Consider the following 17,831-nt stretch of genomic DNA (forward strand, 5'->3'; position numbering starts at 1 on the left):
TAAAACGATAGATTCATAACAGGTCATATCACGATTCCATCTTTAACACTATAATTATAGCGTTAAATGTACAAATATACAATATAAATTTTAAACTGCGCATATGTCTGTATGTAACTATCCATAATAACCCATATAAAGTTCAACGAGGAATAAGGTGAATATATGGGATCTTTTCGAAAATGGATAGGGGGCGAAAAATCTTTCTCTACACATGAGCAATCTGAAACTGTATTAAATAAAGAAATTTCTTCCTCCATGCCGCTTAATCTTAAACACTTATCCAAATTATTTAGTGGTATTCCAGAATTAATTACACGCACTTTCCCGTTAAAAAACGGAAAAGAAGCTGCTCTTATATATATGGAAGGACTTGTAGATAAAACTGTTATTAATGTAGATATTCTTCGTCCTCTCTTATTTAAAGAATGGAATGAAGATGATTTTTGGGAATCTTCTGTTTCTATAGGGAATATTAAAAAAGTTCAGAAGTGGATAGACATTGAGCAATCTCTCTTACATGGCAAAAGTATTTTATTTATAAACGGGCAATTATCAGCTTTAGAACTAGATACGCAAGCGGCGCCAAAAAGGAGTATTGAAGAACCTACAACAGAGACTTCCATAAAAAGCTCACACGAAGGATTTAATGAAGTGGCAAGTGATAGTATCGCACTTATTCGTCGCTATATTCCAAATCGCGAATTAAAAGTGAAGGAATTCACTGTTGGCGAACGAGCAACCTCTAAAGTTTTTTTACTTTATCTTGCAGATGTTGCAAACGAAGATGTTGTACAAGATATGGCATGCCGCATTGAATCAATCAAAGTAGATGCTATTCTTACTACCGGTGAATTAGAAGGATTTGTTGAAGATAATTCCTATACTCTCTTCCCACAATTGTCTATCACTGAACGTCCTGACACAACGGCACATCATATTTTGAATGGGCGAATTGCTGTTGTTGTAGATCGCTCACCAGGCGTATTAATAGGACCGATGACCTTTTCATCCTTTTTTCAGACGATAGATGATTACAGCTTCAGACCTATGATTCCATCTTTTATACGACTCCTTCGTTTCACTGGGCTATTTATTGCAATATTTGCTCCTGCTCTTTATATTGCTATGATTTCCTTCCATTATGAAGTGATTCCGCTCAAATTGTTGTTAACGATTGGAGAATCCCGAGCCAAAATTCCTTTTCCTCCCATATTAGAAGCTTTATTAATGGAATTAGTTCTCGAAATGCTCCGAGAAGCAGCGATTCGGCTTCCTGGGCCTGTTGGACAAACAATCGGCGTCGTAGGAGGAATTGTAATTGGACAAGCTGCGGTTCAAGCTGGGATTGTGAGTAACGTTATGGTTATCGTCGTATCAATTACTGCGGTTGCCTCCTTCATTATTCCTAACTTAGAAATGTCAGCAGGAATTCGGCTTCTTCGATTCCCAATGATGATAGCCGCCTCTTTATTTGGCGTCATTGGAATTATGGTTGGAATGGCAATCATTATCATCCATATTCTTTCTATGGAATCACTTGGTGTACCATATGGTAGTCCTTTTTCTCCGTCATATGCTTCGGATTTAAAAGATACCCTTATACGTTTCCCATGGAAAATTATGAAGAAACGGCCACTATCTCTACAATTAAAACAAGATAACCGGCAAAGAGATGTTGAAGAAAAGGAGGAGAATTAGTGACAAAACGTGCAAAGAGGGAGATTACTTTATTTCAATACATTTTAACGATTAGTGGTGTTCAAGTCGGATTCGGCGTACTTACACTTCCGCGTGAAGTTGCACAAGGAGCGAATACAGATGGCTGGATGTCTATTATTATCGGATGTGTCATTACTACTTTAGTCAGTCTATGTATTGTAAAAATCATGGAAAAACATCCAGGATATACTTTACTTGATGTGCTGATACGCTATCTTGGAAAATGGCTAGGAAGAGTAGTAATGATTTTTTGGATTTTATATGCTGTACTCGCAGCTGTTTCCTTAATTTTTTCCCTCTTATACGTTATTCATATTTGGATTTTACCTAGATCTCCTATGTCTTTAATTATGATTTTGCTATCTATTCCAATGCTTATGCTTGCATGTAAAGGAGCACTTATTATTAGTCGTTTTGCTGTTTTCACTGTCATCTTTACACTTTGGATGCCATTATTATTATTTATTCCTCTTAAAGATGGGCATTTTATATATCTTCTTCCTCTCATCAAGGAAGGATGGCTACCAATTATAAACACCGTAAAATCAACTATCATTGCGTTTCTCGGATTCGAGTTTGCGTTTGTCCTTTATCCTTATTTAACTAACAAAGCATCTGCAAAAAAAGGAATTGTTATTGCAAATTTGATTACGTTATTTATTTATCTTCAAATCACGTTCGTTTCTTTTATTTATTTTAGTCCAGATGGTATAACAAAGTTTTTATGGCCGACTCTTTCTCTTGTTACACCGTTTCACTTCTCATTTCTTGAGCGGTTTGAAATTATCTTTTTGTCATTTTATCTCTTTATTATTTTTGATTCCTGTATTCCTTATATTTTTACTGCTTCAGATGGCATTAATCAATTACTTAACAAAAAAGGCAGTTCATTACCTATTTATTTTTTATTATTCGGGTGTATTTTCATCTTATTATTTTATATCCCTTCTTCTTATCAGATAAGTGCGTTGCGGGAATTTTGGGGAACCGCTAGTTATTTTATCGTTTTTCTATTCCCAGTTGTATTTCTCTTATACATGACACTTTATCAGCATTGGAAAAGGAGAAAAGTTTAAATGAGACGCTTTATTCATTTTATTATATTTTGTTTTCTCATAATTTTTTTAGCAGGTTGTGAAGATCGGCTTGATTTAGAAAAACAATCCATCTCATTAATTTACGGTTTTGACGCAAAAGCAAAAGGAAAATTAATTGTGTATCACGTAAATCCTATTTTCAATGAAGATGTAGAGAAAAAGTACGAAATTCATGAAGCGAAAGTACATACACCCCGAGAAGCAAAAGATACGTTTAACAGTTCAAGCAGCGGTTTAGTGTCCACAGAAAAGTTACAGCTTATATTGTTTAGCACGAATTTTTTAAAACAAGAAGGAGCTATGCCTTATCTGGATGTTTGGTATCGCGACCCTAAAAATACAGGGAATATGCGCATGGTTGCAGTAGATGGACCCATTTCTTCTGTTATATATAATAATTTCAAAGATAAGCCTGCTCTTCCTGAATATTTAACAGATTTAATTAATACGAACAAACTATACAATCGGACCGTGTTTACGACATTCCATGAATTTCATAGACAAACTTTTAATAAAGGCGTAACTCCTGCTATTTCAGAAATAAAAAAAGGGAAGAAAGATGTTATTGTTACCGGTTCGGCACTATTAACCTCTCGTGGAACTTATAAGATGTCTTTAAATCGCTACGAAAGTGCCCTTCTTCTTATGGTGCAAAAGAAAGCTAATATACCCGTTTCACTTACAATGAAAATCCCCTCTAATTTAGTTGAAAGTAATAGCCATCTAAAAGATACAAAAGGCGACGATTTTATAACAATAAATGTTCTTAGTATGAGTCATGATATCGGTACAGACTATAGCGATAACCGCTTCAAATTTAATATTAAAATGGATTTAAAAATTGCCGTATCTGAACTTACATTCAACATGGATATAGAAAATGATAGAAAAAAATTAACTTCTCTTATTACAAAACAACTAAACAATGATTTAAACGATTTAATCCACAAAATTCAAAAACAGCAGCTTGATCCATTCGGATTTGGTGATTATGCGAGAGCGTTTCAATATGAAGAATGGAAACAAGTTGAAGATGATTGGCCAAGTTCCTTTTCAAAAGCTAATGTGAAAGTGGCACCAACTATTAAAATTTTAGAAAATGGGATTATTAAATAGAAAAAACACGCTACTTATTCTTATATGAATAAGTAGCGTGTTTTCATTTCCATTACAAGTATTATTTCAATGGACTATACTCTATTTCCATTTCTAACATTACTATGTTTTTTAGCATATACAAAATATATGAAAACGCCTATTATAATCCATGCCACAAAACTAATTAAAGTAAGCTTAGAAAGGTTCAAAGCCAAATATATACAACTTACTATTGAAACGATAGGTAAAAAAGGTACTAGAGGGGCACGGAATGGCCTCTTCATATCAGGATGCGTCTTTCTTAATACAATGACAGCTATAGATACAAACACAAATGCTGTTATCGTTCCCATATTCACTAAATTAGCTAATAAATTCAAATCCACTAATCCCGCTAATAAAGCTGCTAGTATACCTGTAACCCACGTATTAAAAAATGGAGTTTGTAAACGTTTATGGACACTTGAAAGTCTTTTTGGTAACAGTCCATCTCGACTCATCGAGTAAGATACACGAACAAATGCAAACATAGCTACTAACAGAACTGTTGTTAGCCCCGCTATCGCTCCCACCGATAACAACCCAGCAATTCTATCTTCTCCTACAGTGCGCAACGCATATGCAACCGGATCAGCAACATTTAATTCCGTAAACGGAACCATTCCAGTTAGCACGAATGAAACACCTACATATAGAACGGTACAAATGAACAAGGAAACAAGTAGCCCAATTGGCACGTTACGTTGTGGACGCTTCACTTCCTCTGCGGCTGTTGCAACTGCATCAAATCCTAAAAAAGCAAAAAATACAGTAGCAGCGCCCCCTACCACACCGTGAAAACCAAACGGTAGAAATGGTTGCCAATTCTCTGGTCTTACATATTGTGTCCCTACAACAATAAATCCTACAATAACAGCCAGTTTAATAATAACCATTATATTATTAATTCGTGCACTTTCTTTTGCACCACGGCTTAATAAAAATGTAACAACTAAAATAATAAGAACTGCTGGTAAATCAATGATTCCACCCTTCCCCATTCCTGGTGCCGAAGCAAAAACCGTAGGAATGTGAATATTAAAACCTAGTAGCAATGACTGAAAATATGCTGACCAGCCTGCTGCAACCGCAGAAGTCGCTAATAAATACTCCAGCATAACACACCAGCCAACTATAAATGCAAAAATCTCACCTAGTGTCATATATGTATATGAATATACACTTCCCGAAACTGGAACTGTAGATGCAAATTCAGCATAACAGAAAGCTACACATGCACATATAATTGCCGCTAATACAAAAGATAATACAATCGCCGGACCAGCATGTTTCGCTGCTACAATACCAGTTAATACGAAAATACCTGTACCAATAATTGCTCCAATACCTAAAAGAGTTAAATCAATCGCTCCTAAAGTTTGATTCAATACTTTTTTCTTTTCTTCATCCATTGCTTTCTTTATGAAAAGACTCATTCTTTGAAACCTCTTTTTCAAGTTTATCTCTTACTTGTTACATTCTTTATTACTGTTCTATTTTAAAAATAAAAATATACATAGTTCACTTCCCCTATAGACTTAGTAACCCAACTCATAAAAAAACAGAAAATTTAATCTATTTATACCGTATTGAATTTTCGAAATATTAACCCTACCAAAAAACCATTAAGAATGCTGATTGAATTTATCATACAATTAATTATATTGTCAATAATAAATCACTCAAAAATAATCGGTTGATTATGTATCAAATGTTATTTTTATACATAATTATTTTCTTAAAAACATTGTTGTTTTCCACCTTAATATTCATATGTATTTTATTACATTGATTTTCATACAATTTTCATTACATACAATGTAATGAAAATTGTATGTAATGAAAATTGTATGTAATGAAAATGAATTATTATTTAAAAATAATAATTCATTTGAGGTTATTTCACCATTTTAATACTAACAAAAAAGTGCAGATTTTCATCTGCACTTTTTTTATTCTTCCACTTCAGCTTCTGCACTACTATTTTCAAGATGCTCCTTCCGAGCTTCCTCTTGCAACTCTGCTGAAATCACCCCATAATAAAGTTCCGGATATAACCCAAATATTTGATATACACTTCCTAAAAACGGCATCAGAATCCCTCTTTTCTAAAGTTGTATTGCCACTTTTAAGGATTCCCTTTTCATTCATTATACATTCGTTTTTGGCGTTTCTTCTTCATCTTGAATACTTAATAAATTTTGCCATTTTTTATACGGAGCACTATTTGGATCTACATATCCTTTCGCATGCGAGCGATCCCACAATTGTTTAATAAACATTTCTTTCTCTTTCTTTGCAACCATATCAGCACCTGTACCGTAATAGTTCTGGAAATACAACTCGATTTCATCAAGGAATAGTCTTAATAATTCATCTGATGTTTCTTCTAACGTCGGATCATACTTCGCTTCACGGTCATACATTAAAATCATGTCTAAAAGATTGTGGACATGTTCTTTTCTAAGCCATCTTACATCTTGGGCTCCTAATACGAACGGATGTGTATATAAATGTCCACCTTGTATCATCGCCTTTTCTTGCTCTTCTTCAAATCGTGACAAGATATTTTCATAAATAAACGGATTATGAAGCAATGCTCTGTGTAATTTATAACTTTCGCTTGAAATATTTTTTCCCATCGACTGAATTAAAAAGCTACGTCCCACACCGTTATATTGATACACAAACTGTCCATCAACAGCAACTAAACTAATCCAGCGATACATATATGCGTATAGTAATGCACGATTACATTTATCATAATCTAATTTTGTTTGAGTCGCATTCAAATCTGGCATAAAGGCTGGTAAGTGCCAATACTTATCTAAATGCGGCGTTAAACTAGATTTTTTACTATTTAATTTGTTTACACGGCGATAATACGATTGGAAATAGTCCCCTTTATCATTCATAAATCCGTTTGAAATATGTCCTGATGATAATTTAGGAAAATCTTGCAGCGATAAGCCATAATGTGCTCGATAACAGATCACTTCAAATGGCGAAAAGGCTTCGTGTACTGTATCTTTTTCTTTAAACATTTCTTGAATCAATTCCTCTTGTAGCTCTTTCTTTAAAGAAGGATGTATACCCCAATATTGTAATTCCCTATGATGAGCAACTTTCGGAATGAATGGACTTGCTAAATGGAACAGGTCTTCAATTTTTTCACGCACGTATTCATCGCGATCACGTTTCTTATAATCTGCTTCTTTTCGCAACGCTTCAATAATATTCAATTCTAATTTATCACGATAGCGTACTTGCAGTTCGTCATAACAATAGCTCAGTATATGTTCGCGATAGAAATCCTCTACCTTTTTCGACTGAATCTCTTCTGTTTTCGCATCACGACAATATTCCCCATACAAACTCATATAAATTTCCGCTGATATATCTTTCGGTAGTACACCTAAATTTAAATGTTGCTGCATATCTTGCCATATCTTTTCTTGCAGCTGTTCCTCTGCTAATACATAAACATTCGTCGGGTTTGTTTTCCCTTCAAATTCCTTACTGCGCTTTTGGATTTCAAACAATAAATTTTCACGTGTTTCATGTAAATTATCAAAAAATCTTTCCCAATATTGAATCATTTTATTAACTGCCTGATATAGCGATTGATACACAAGTTCTAATAGCATTTCTTTTCGATATTCATTTAATTTGTGTACATATTGCGTTACGATGTCTTCAAATTCTCTTTTGAATAAACGTTGCTGATTATTAATCATTTTTCCGAACCAGCCTTGTTGTTGAGCAATTTCTACTCGGCGTACAGCCGTTACCGTGCCATCGATATTACCTACATTAAATTTTTTATCGTAGTTTTGAATTACATTACGCTTTTGTTCATTATTTTCATGTAATCGATTCATTTTTTCTACTAACTGTTTTCGAATTTCATATAACATAAAACGTGCTGCTACTGGGTGAACTGGATCTGTTTTCTTTAAAAACCATGTATTTAATTGATAGGACTGCCCTTCAGAACCACTTGGTGAAAAGCGATCTGATTCAATCATGTCATATAAAAGTGTCGTTACATGTTCATGTACACGGCTCGGAATCGCATACGCATATAAACGAACCGCATGATCCACTCTTGCCACTTCACCTTTCATTTGTTCCATCATTTTCAGTTTCGCAGCTGAAATTTTACACTCATGTTGCAGACGATTTAATTCCTCATCTTTTTGCACCGTTCGTTGTACATAACTTTCTACAGCTTCTAAAAACAGTTTTGATTTCGCAACTCCGAGCTTACCACCCTCTGCTCCTTCACGTGTTTCATTGTACATTTGTCTATAGAAAATATGAGCTTGCTCTGGACGGGTAGCAAGATGCTCCAAGTCCTCTAAATAACTTTTACCTCTCTCCGGCTTTTCACGCTGCATCCCACGTTTTACATCTTGGTCGTATCTTTGCTTCTTCTCTTGAAACAGTTGATCTAAATGCAGCCACGATTCATCTAAACCTTGCACCGCCCATTTTAAAGCACAATATTTTAACACATGCTCATATGGATAAATGAGTTTTGCCGTTCCTGCCCCGCAATATCGTCCTTTTCCACTTGATTCTGCTAATTGCTGAATTTGATTGTCTTCCTGTGCAAAATGACTTGTAGACATCGGGCTAAATAACTGTAAATAAATTGTATTTGCCATCTGTTCCATATAGTCTGATAAATTGTGTAAATGGTGTCCATGTAGATTTTCGTAATCGTATAAGAAACAATAATTGTACGGTAAATGATGTTGTTTAATTGTATGATTCGTTCTTCCGTCTTCATCTACTTGATCAGGGCGATACTCTAATTCAATTGTTACACCACCGCGTTTTGACAATTCTCCAGTAGAACCGAGCGTAATAGCATGTAATTCTTTTAACGATGCATAGCCATTTGCTTGCACCGTTTCAAATTCTTTCGCACTAACCGTTCTCGTCTTTACTAAAACATCCGGCATTAAAAACGCACCGCGTATTAAAATGTTATGATGCTGCAATTTCTTCCGAAGCATTTCACGTAAATATAATGCAATTTGCAGAAACATCCCTGAACCTGTTCCGCCTGCTAGTGATGTTACTATAATGACACGCACACCATATTCCGTTTGATCACTTGTAACCGGAAAAATTTTCTCGATTTCTTGCCAAAAAGACGTCAATTTATCTTCTTTCATCGCAGCACGTAACGCTAAACGTGAAATGACGCGTAACTGTCCTGCTCCTTCTGTTAATGGCTTATCAAGTATAGTCGGATCCATCGGAAACCACTCTGGGATCGTTGGATCTCCCGCAATATACTCCCTAGGCGTTTTACTAGAACTTGTTTGTGTCTTAAACTTTCGAATATGATCAAATTTACTTAATGTATTCACATCTGTATCAAATACGTGCATTGCTACCTTTTTCCGGCGCTCTTCAGGCAATTTTTCATATATTTGATGCGTCACAGTACTACCGATTCCACCTAAACCAATTAATATTGTTGGAACTTGTAATGTCATGTGAACCACCTTCCTATTCTTGCTTGTTTGAAAAAAGGGAAAGAGAATCAATACTCCATCCCCGTCTTATCCCTATCTACTATTCACATTCATACTTGTAAATCTCCTTACCATATCCTCTATCAATTAGTAAAAGTTCATTTGGATATAGTGTCTTATGTTCCACTCCTACTTCATCTTTTGTTATAAACATCCCATCAATAATCATTCCAACTACTTGTGATTCTTTCGCTACAAAGACAGATTTCGAACCTTTCTTCGCTATAAATGTAACGGATTGCACAGTTTTTCTTTCTGCTCTAAATGGGATACCAAAATAATGGTTCCACCATTTATTTCGAAGTAATTCTGGCTCAGATTGATATAGCCAATCTTTCGCTACCTCTTGATCCCATTCATAATACAGTAGTGCTTTCCGGTGAAATCTTGGCCGAACAATCCATCCTAAAACAATGATTCCTACTACTAGCAGTAATAAAGTGATAGGAATGACAAACTTAAAAATAAGCGCATATTTTTCATACAACGGAGCATCTTGAATATGGAATGTTATGTTCTTCTTTACTTCTTGTAACTTTGAATCCTGCATTACGATGGTAGCTTCTACGGTGCCGGTATCTGTAAAATTAAATGTGTCGGAGTAATAGGGACGAGGATAAACATAGATTTGATTTCCATGTTGCTTTATTTCATAATTGATTGATTGTTTAGATGTGACACCAGTAGATTTTAATAGTTTTTTTACAGCTTCTTCTGTCATCGGCTTACCATCTAACTGTGGCTGCAAAACAAATGGTTTACTATTCTCTAAATTTGTCACTTTTTCTTCATAATCTTTTGTAACAGTTTGAAGTGATAATTTCGGTTTCTCAGCTGTTTCAATTTTAAATTCTTTCGTCTGTCTATAAAACCCCTTTATATTCATATGAACTTTCCCGCGTACTAACCCTTTACCAAGCTTAGTTTCGTAATAAAACACATGCCTCTTATCGTCCCACTTCATCGGATATTGTTTTCCGTCTATTTCTACTTCTGCCTGAAAGTAAGAAGACTGAACTGGCAACTCCGTAGGCTTTGCTTCAATAACAGCAGTAACACCTTCGTACATTTCCTCCACATTTTTTTGACTACTATCATCTTTGTCATAAGTAGAAACCGTATAATTAAGCGCTGGTTCAACTAGTACTTGTAGTCCTTCTTTCTCAATGTCCTGGTCCACTTCTATCGTATAAGTTCCTGGTTTAATAACTTCCTGATTTTCCGTACTTATATGAACTATATTTCCGAACAATTTTGCTTCTCCTGGTGCATGTATGGAAAAAGAAGATTGTAATTGTAATGGTTTAGAAATTTGTGTGACCTGATAATCGGGCAGAGAAGGCGATTGTCGTACAAGCGTCATACGCTTTAATGGAAACGGTGTTGTAATCTCTACTCTTTTCCCCACTACTTTCGTTTTTACAATCGATTCAACAGAGGAGAATGGATCACGATTTGCAACTAATGCTGCCACTTGATTTACACTTTTTACAATGCCATCTTCTCCGCTTGACGGCATCGTAACACCATTTATCTCTTTCTTCCATATTTCTTTGAACGTGTTTAATTGTTCTTTTTCTTGTTGTCCTAAATCTTCTTCCATCGTAATTAAGACTGGGTGTAACGATATTTTTTTTGCATCCATTTCTTTCTTAAACTGGGCTAATTTCTGCAAAATTTGTTCTTTTCCGCCAACCTTATCTTTCTCTAAATCATTAAATGCCCCGTCAGTTAATACAATAAGCCAAAATTCACGTTTTCCATCTATATCTGCTTCCTTTTTTATAGATTGCATCGCCGTTTCTACCGCGCTAAATGGAGTATTTAAATACGTTTTCCACGCTCCAATTCCCTCAATTTCTGTTTGCCTTTTATCCTTCGTTAACGAAATGTTTAATGGATCATTCGGCTTACTCATTGGAACGTAAGAAAATTTATCTTTTTCATCTAATAGCGCAACTAAACTTTGCAAAGCATAATTGGCATATTTCCAGCGATCGTTATTTCTCATGCTGCCCGAATCGTCATATACAAGTGAAACGACCCTTTCCTTTGCCTCCTCTCCTTTTGCAAAAGCTGATAAAGGTAAACATATAAATAGAAACAACATGAACGTGGCACAAATTCGGATTTTCATGATGAGGCTTCGCCACCTTTGTAGACAAATTCCTATGTTTAAATTTATGAGAGGAAACAAGATATATGACTTGTATTTTAGGACAACTAACCCACCATAACTTTATTATGTAAATAGATTATACACTTGGTAATATTCCTTCTAGCATTCTCTATCCAATTATATAAGTAAAAAAGCCTGTTTAAGCTCCACGCTTAAAACAGACTTTTCCTACTTTTTATTTTAAAAACACATAACAAAAAGTTTGATTTTTAACTTAACACATCACTTCTATTTTAAATCCACCGGGTGCTTCAACGTAAAACGTATACGCATGGGCTTGCTTAGGAGGCTCGACCAAAAATCCATCTTCCTTCAATCTTTGATTTATCTTATCTACTTGTTCTTCACTTTCTTGTGGAAATCCTACATGAAATGTTTTTGGATACTGAACTTCTTTTCCTTTCATTAAAGTTAGTATAAATCCATCATTATCACGCATAACTGCAAAGGCATTCCCCCTTGTTCCACTACAAGTTAAGCCAAAATACTTTTCTAAAAACTCTCTTGCAGCTACTACATCTGCAACTGTTAAATTAAGATGTTTAATTCCCAACTCATCACCTTCTTTCTTAATTTTCTAACATTTTATCATACAATTAAAAAACACGCCTTTCACAGCGTGTTTCATTGCTTTACATACACTTCAACAATCGGATTCTCTTTATTATCCGCATGCAAGCGTATATTCTCTTCACTTGTATGATAAATACTAGCTAATAACATTATCGTTAACACATTAGGTGTCTTCGCATCACTTCCGTATTTTCTCTCAAGCGCTTCCTTATATTCAAAATCTAAATCTCCCTGCACATATGTATACACTTCAAAACCATCTTCTAAATTGCAAACTACTGTATCAATAATATCTGCCCCTACTTGCTTCTTCATTTCCTCTCGCAACGCTTCAATAAATTCTTCCCACGGTACTTCGTATGTCTGAAACTGATCTGTAGATTTCATGCCTTTTCCTCCTTATATATCCTCTTCTTATATTTCCCCTTTCCTACAACAATTATGATAGATAGGGCATTCGTACAAGCCGCACTTGTCCCCCTTACATATCGTATTACTGTAATGCGGAAGGAGGAAAGAACATGCATAGACAAAAATGTTATGATACATGCCGACGTTATTTCGGAAAGGTTGTTCGGATTGAAGACCGTGATGGCCGTATACATTTAGGTAAAATAATCGATTTGACAAAAAACTCTGTATGGATCGAACCGGTGCAACAGCGCTCATCTTTTGATTCAGGATTCGGATACTATGATGCTTATGCAAACGGTGGTTGTGACCTTTGCGGCGGCCTTAGCAGATGTGATAGTTGCGGATTTGGATGCGGTGGTGGATTCAGCAGTTGCGGATGTGGTGGCCGTGGTTGCGGTAGTTGTGGTGGCGGCGGCTGGGGTGGCGGCGGTTGTGGCTGGGGTGTTGAACTCGGATTTGGTTTCATCTTCGGAATTACATTAGCTGCATTATTTTTCATTTAACATAGTAAAGAGTTGACTACCTTTAGCCAACTCTTTCTCTTTATTTTTCACATATAAAAATACGATGCCCTAAAATGTGTTGGTACATAAGCCGTACATTTTCATGCTGTACCCACGCCTCATATAACTCATTCGGAATATGTGAGGATACATTCCACTCTGGCTCTTCTACATAACCAGAGATCGTTTCTGCAATCGTGCCACCGCCAGCAATTGTAATTCTTTTAAAATTTGCTTTCTGAAATAATTGTACCCACTCATTCTCAGTTAATAGTTCTTTCATGCCATATAATTGGGCGATTTTTTCTTCCTCACCCTTATCAATGTGCCTATCAATAATCATTTCAATGACAACAAGCTTACCGTCCTGCTGTAATACACGGTAACACTCCGAGATAACCCTTTCTTTCTCTGTAAAAGCGATGATTGATTCTCCAAGTACGAACTCAAATGAGTTATTCAAACAAGGTAATTGCTCTACACTTCCTTCAATTAATTGTATATCTAACCCTTCAAACAACCATCTATCTTTTGCCTTTTGAATCATAATTTCATTCTTTTCAACAGTTGTTACTTTATAACCAAATTCCCTTGTCATATATGCCGCTGTTTTCCCCGTACCGCAACCTATCTCAAGGACATTCGCTCCATATTTAAAAGGCAGTTGTGCTAACAATTGTTTTGTTAACGTAAAACCACCAGGATGAGCACTTCCTATTCCGTAATAAGCTAGGAAATCGATGTATGTGTTTCGTTTCATAGGACTCTCCTTCAAGTTTTCTATAATACATATATTCATCCAGAAAAAAATCGTGCATAGAAAAAAAGCATTTTCAAGTGCGATACCGCAACTTGAAAATGCTCTTTTCTTTCACAGGGGAATGAGGAAAAATCCCCACTGGTTAAAATTTCACTTTATTATTTCTCTTCTACATACGCCCATTTGAAACTATATTCCGGACTAATATTATGTTTTACAATTCCCTTTACATTTGGTTTCATAACATACGATCTACCACTTTGATATAAAGGTACGAGCGCTACATCTTCTTCAAGTAACAGTTTTTCTGCTTTCCCTAGCTCTGTCCAACGTTTTTTTGCATCAGCCATCCATTCCGTCTTACTTTTATTAATAATGTCATCATATTTTGAATTTGAATAGCTCATCTGATTCTGTGAATTTTTCGTTTCAAACATATCAAGATATGTCATTGGATCCGCATAATCTGGATTCCAGCCGCCATATGAGAAATCATAATCTTGGTCTGATTCTAATTTTAGTTTTTGCTTAAATGGCTGAAGTTTAATATTTACTGTTACACCCTTTAAATTCTTTTCAATTTGATCTTTTACATACTCCCCAACCTTTTTCGCATTACCAGTATCATAATTTAATAGCTCTATTGTCACTTGATCTTTTCCAAGTTCTTTTTTCGCAGCTTCCCAGGCTGCTGCTGCCTTTTTAGAGTCTTGTTTTAAACCATTTTTAAACGTTTCTGCGAAATCTTTACCATCTGGTCCAGCTGCTAAACCTTTTGGTACTAAATAATCCACTGGTTTTGAACCATCATTTAAAATGACATTCGTTAAAGCTTTCTTATCGATTGATAATGCAATTGCTTCACGTAATTTTTTACTCTTTAACGGTGTATCTTGCCCACCACGTTTTTGATTTAGACGCAAGTAAAACGTACTTGTTTCTGAATATGCACCAAACTCTTCTTTATTATTTCTATACTTATCAACAAATTCACCTGATAAAAGTGTAAAATCAATCGCACCTGTATCATATAAATTTACTCTTGTAGCTGGTTCTTTTACTACACTATAGTTGATTTCTTCTAGTTTTACAGTCTTTTTATCCCAATACTGATCATTTTTCTTTAATTTCCAACCTTGTTCATGCTTCCAATCAGTAAGTACAAACGGTCCATTATAAACTGTCGTATCAGACTCTAAACCGTATTTATCTCCTTTTTCTTTTACGAACTTTTCATTTAATGGATAGTATGACGCGAATGCCATTAAATTTAAGAAATATGGTACTGGTCTCTCTAGTTCAACTTCCAGCGTATAATCATCTACCGCTTTTACACCTAATGTAGAAACTTCTGCTTTCCCTTGATTTATTGCCTCTGCATTTTTAAGATAGTAAGCAATAAACGCATACTCAGCAGCTGTTTTTGGATCTACTAGACGTTGCCATGCAAATACGAAATCTTTCGCTGTTACAGGATCACCGTTTGACCATTTTGCATCTTTTCGTAATTTGAATGTATATTTTTTGCCATCCTCGCTTTTCGTACTAGATTCTGCCGCCGCTGGAATTGGCTTGTTATCTTTATCTAGACGATATAACCCTTCCATCGTGTTTCCTAAAATTTGAGAACCTAACGTATCTGTATTTTTAGAAGTATCCATCGTCGGAATTTCATTCGTTTCTGTACGATTCATTACTTGCTGTGCCGCATATTTAATATCGGATTTTTTCTCTTCCCCGCCACTATTAGACGTCGTAGTCGTTTTCTTCTCCCCACCAGAAGATCCAGAACATGCTGTTAACACCACACTCATTGCTAATACTGGCGCTACAACCGCCGTAAACTTTTTCATCTTTTTCTTCATTCTTGTACCCTCCCCAATTATATGTACGAAACTAACTTTGAGAGATTTCTAATTTAAATTATCAGAAAATTATTACTAATTATCATTCTACTAATTTTTCTCGAATTGTAAAGTATTTTTAAAAACATTCATAATAATTAATTTATTTACTTCAATAACAATCTATTACTACTATACGAATTCTCCCACATCTACTATATGTAAGTACCACTTTTCTTATTCTTCTCTATTTAATTTAATAGTAAAAGAGCGTTCTAAAAGTCATTTATCTACCTTTAAAACGCTCTTTTTTATTATTTCCCTTCCGTTACATAAGCCCACTTAAAGCTATATTCTGGACTGATGTTATGTTTCACAATTCCTTTAACATTCGGTTTCATTACATACGCTCTACCTGTTTGATATAAAGGAATTAATCCTGCATCTTCTTCAAGGAACAATTTCTCTGCTTTTCCTAACGTTTCCCAACGCTTCTTCGGATCAGACAATAATTCATTACCTGCTTTCGCTACCATTTCATCATATTTTGGATTCGAATAACTCATTTGGTTATATGGGCTCTTCGATTCAAACATATCAATAAACGTCATTGGATCCGAATAATCTGGGCTCCAACCTGCAAATGAAACTTCATAATCTTGCGCTGACTCTAATTTCAGTTTTTGTTTGAACGGCTGAATTTTCGTGTTAACCGTTACACCTTTTAAGTTTTTCTCAATTTGATCTTTAAAATAGTCAGCAATTTTTTTCGCAGTTCCATCATCATAGCTTAGTAGTTCAATTGTCACTTGATCTTTTCCAAGTTCTTTTTTCGCTGCTTCCCAAGCTGCTGCACCTTTTTTCGGATCATATTTTAGACCATTTTTAAATGTATCTTGGTAATCTTTACCGTCAGGCCCTGTCGCAAGCCCTTTTGGTACTAATTGATCTGTTGCTTTTGAACCGTTATTTAAAATAACGTTCGCTAAACCTTTTTTATCAATTGATAATGCGATTGCTTCACGTAGTTTTTTGCTCTTTAACGGTGTATCTTGTCCGTTACGCTTTTGATTTAAACGTAAGAAGAATGTACTTGCTTCTGAATACTCACCGTACTCCTCTTTGTTCGATTTATATTTATCAACAAATTCTCCTGATAATAGTGTAAAATCAATTGATCCTGTATCATATAAGTTTACTTTCGTCGCAACTTCTTTTACTACACTATAGTTAATTTCTTCTAATTTCACAGTCTTTTTATCCCAATACTGATCATTTTTCTTTAATTGCCATCCTTGTTCATGTTTCCATGACGCCATAACGAACGGTCCGTTATACAACGTTGTATCTGCTTCTAAACCGAACTTATCTCCTTTTTCTTTTACGAACTTTTCATTTAAAGGATAGTACGATGGGAATGCCATTAAATTCAAGAAATACGGTACTGGCTTTTCTAATTCTACTTCTAGTGTATAATCATCTACCGCTTTTGCTCCTAAATCTGTTAGAGGTTTTTCACCTTTATTAATTGCTTCTGCATTTTTAATATAGAAAGCGATAAACGCATATTCTGCAGCTGTATTTTTATCGAGTAAGCGCTGCCATCCGTATACGAAATCTTTCGCTGTTACAGGATCACCGTTTGACCATTTTGCATCTTTACGTAGTTTAAATGTATATTTTTTGCCATCCTCGCTTTTCGTACTAGATTCTGCCACAGCTGGGATTGGCTTATTATCTTTATCTAATCGATATAAACCTTCCATTGTGTTCCCTAAAATTTGAGAACCTAATGTATCAGTAGATTTTGAAACATCCATCGTCGGAATTTCTTGATTTTCTGTACGATTTAATACTTGTTTCGCTGCATATTTAATTTCAGCTTTTTTCTCTTCCCCACCACCACTAGACGTCGTAGTTGATTTCTTCTCCCCACCAGATCCAGAACACGCTGTCAACGCCATACTCATTGCTAAAACTGGCGCTACAACCGCCGTGAACTTTTTCATCTTTTTCTTCATTTTTGTACCCTCCCCAATTATATGTACGA

The 17,831-nt window shown here is 35.2% G+C and carries 13 protein-coding genes; 4 read left to right on the plus strand and 9 right to left on the minus strand.

Annotated features, from left to right (window positions below; genetic code table 11):
- Window positions 1-165 precede the first annotated feature (165 nt).
- From MHH27_RS18260 to MHH27_RS18270, 3 genes are read left to right on the plus strand one after another with little or no spacing between them, the layout of a single operon-like run.
- A complete protein-coding gene (locus MHH27_RS18260) occupies window positions 166-1,701 on the plus strand; it encodes a spore germination protein (RefSeq protein WP_098235308.1) in 1,536 nt (511 codons plus the stop codon).
- On the plus strand, window positions 1,701-2,798 hold the full coding sequence (locus MHH27_RS18265; protein WP_097924261.1) for an endospore germination permease: 1,098 nt from the start codon (window positions 1,701-1,703) through the stop codon (window positions 2,796-2,798). Before MHH27_RS18260 ends, MHH27_RS18265 begins: the two co-directional genes overlap by 1 nt.
- Complete coding sequence (locus tag MHH27_RS18270; protein ID WP_071714656.1) at window positions 2,799-3,935, plus strand: Ger(x)C family spore germination protein; 1,137 nt, start codon at window positions 2,799-2,801, stop codon at window positions 3,933-3,935.
- 74 nt (window positions 3,936-4,009) lie between these two features.
- Here the strand turns inward: MHH27_RS18270 and MHH27_RS18275 are convergent, their stop codons facing one another.
- From MHH27_RS18275 to MHH27_RS18300, 6 genes are all read right to left on the minus strand, one after another.
- Entirely contained in the window at window positions 4,010-5,392 is a 1,383-nt protein-coding gene (locus MHH27_RS18275) for an APC family permease (RefSeq protein WP_000051664.1), read from the minus strand.
- A 516-nt stretch (window positions 5,393-5,908) separates the two neighbouring features.
- Window positions 5,909-6,049 (minus strand): phosphonate ABC transporter permease, encoded by a 141-nt coding sequence (locus MHH27_RS18280; protein ID WP_327641377.1) that lies wholly within the window; start codon window positions 6,047-6,049, stop codon window positions 5,909-5,911.
- Window positions 6,050-6,106: 57 nt separating this feature from the next.
- On the minus strand, window positions 6,107-9,469 hold the full coding sequence (locus MHH27_RS18285; RefSeq protein WP_000175110.1) for a tubulin-like doman-containing protein: 3,363 nt from the start codon (window positions 9,467-9,469) through the stop codon (window positions 6,107-6,109).
- Between the two features lie 79 nt (window positions 9,470-9,548).
- Window positions 9,549-11,645 carry a vWA domain-containing protein gene (locus MHH27_RS18290; protein ID WP_340943648.1) on the minus strand — a complete coding sequence of 699 codons (2,097 nt, stop codon included), beginning with the start codon at window positions 11,643-11,645 and terminating at the stop codon, window positions 9,549-9,551.
- Between the two features lie 256 nt (window positions 11,646-11,901).
- Window positions 11,902-12,240 (minus strand): VOC family protein, encoded by a 339-nt coding sequence (locus MHH27_RS18295; RefSeq protein ID WP_000511516.1) that lies wholly within the window; start codon window positions 12,238-12,240, stop codon window positions 11,902-11,904.
- A gap of 71 nt (window positions 12,241-12,311) precedes the next feature.
- Window positions 12,312-12,647 (minus strand): hypothetical protein, encoded by a 336-nt coding sequence (locus MHH27_RS18300; RefSeq protein WP_000842898.1) that lies wholly within the window; start codon window positions 12,645-12,647, stop codon window positions 12,312-12,314.
- 134 nt (window positions 12,648-12,781) lie between these two features.
- Between MHH27_RS18300 and MHH27_RS18305 the strand changes: the two genes are divergently transcribed.
- Entirely contained in the window at window positions 12,782-13,177 is a 396-nt protein-coding gene (locus MHH27_RS18305; RefSeq protein WP_097924266.1) for a hypothetical protein, read from the plus strand.
- Between the two features lie 40 nt (window positions 13,178-13,217).
- On the opposite strand, the gene MHH27_RS18310 is transcribed toward MHH27_RS18305, so the two are convergent.
- The 3 genes from MHH27_RS18310 to MHH27_RS18320 form a co-directional block, all read right to left on the minus strand.
- Window positions 13,218-13,937 (minus strand): class I SAM-dependent methyltransferase, encoded by a 720-nt coding sequence (locus tag MHH27_RS18310; RefSeq protein WP_000828255.1) that lies wholly within the window; start codon window positions 13,935-13,937, stop codon window positions 13,218-13,220.
- Window positions 13,938-14,095: 158 nt separating this feature from the next.
- Window positions 14,096-15,802 (minus strand): peptide ABC transporter substrate-binding protein, encoded by a 1,707-nt coding sequence (locus MHH27_RS18315; protein ID WP_340943653.1) that lies wholly within the window; start codon window positions 15,800-15,802, stop codon window positions 14,096-14,098.
- 293 nt (window positions 15,803-16,095) lie between these two features.
- Window positions 16,096-17,802 (minus strand): peptide ABC transporter substrate-binding protein, encoded by a 1,707-nt coding sequence (locus MHH27_RS18320; protein ID WP_000728442.1) that lies wholly within the window; start codon window positions 17,800-17,802, stop codon window positions 16,096-16,098.
- Window positions 17,803-17,831 lie beyond the last annotated feature (29 nt).

This window comes from Bacillus sp. FSL L8-0152, from assembly GCF_038006365.1.
Taxonomy (GTDB): Bacteria; Bacillota; Bacilli; order Bacillales; family Bacillaceae_G; genus Bacillus_A; species Bacillus_A cereus.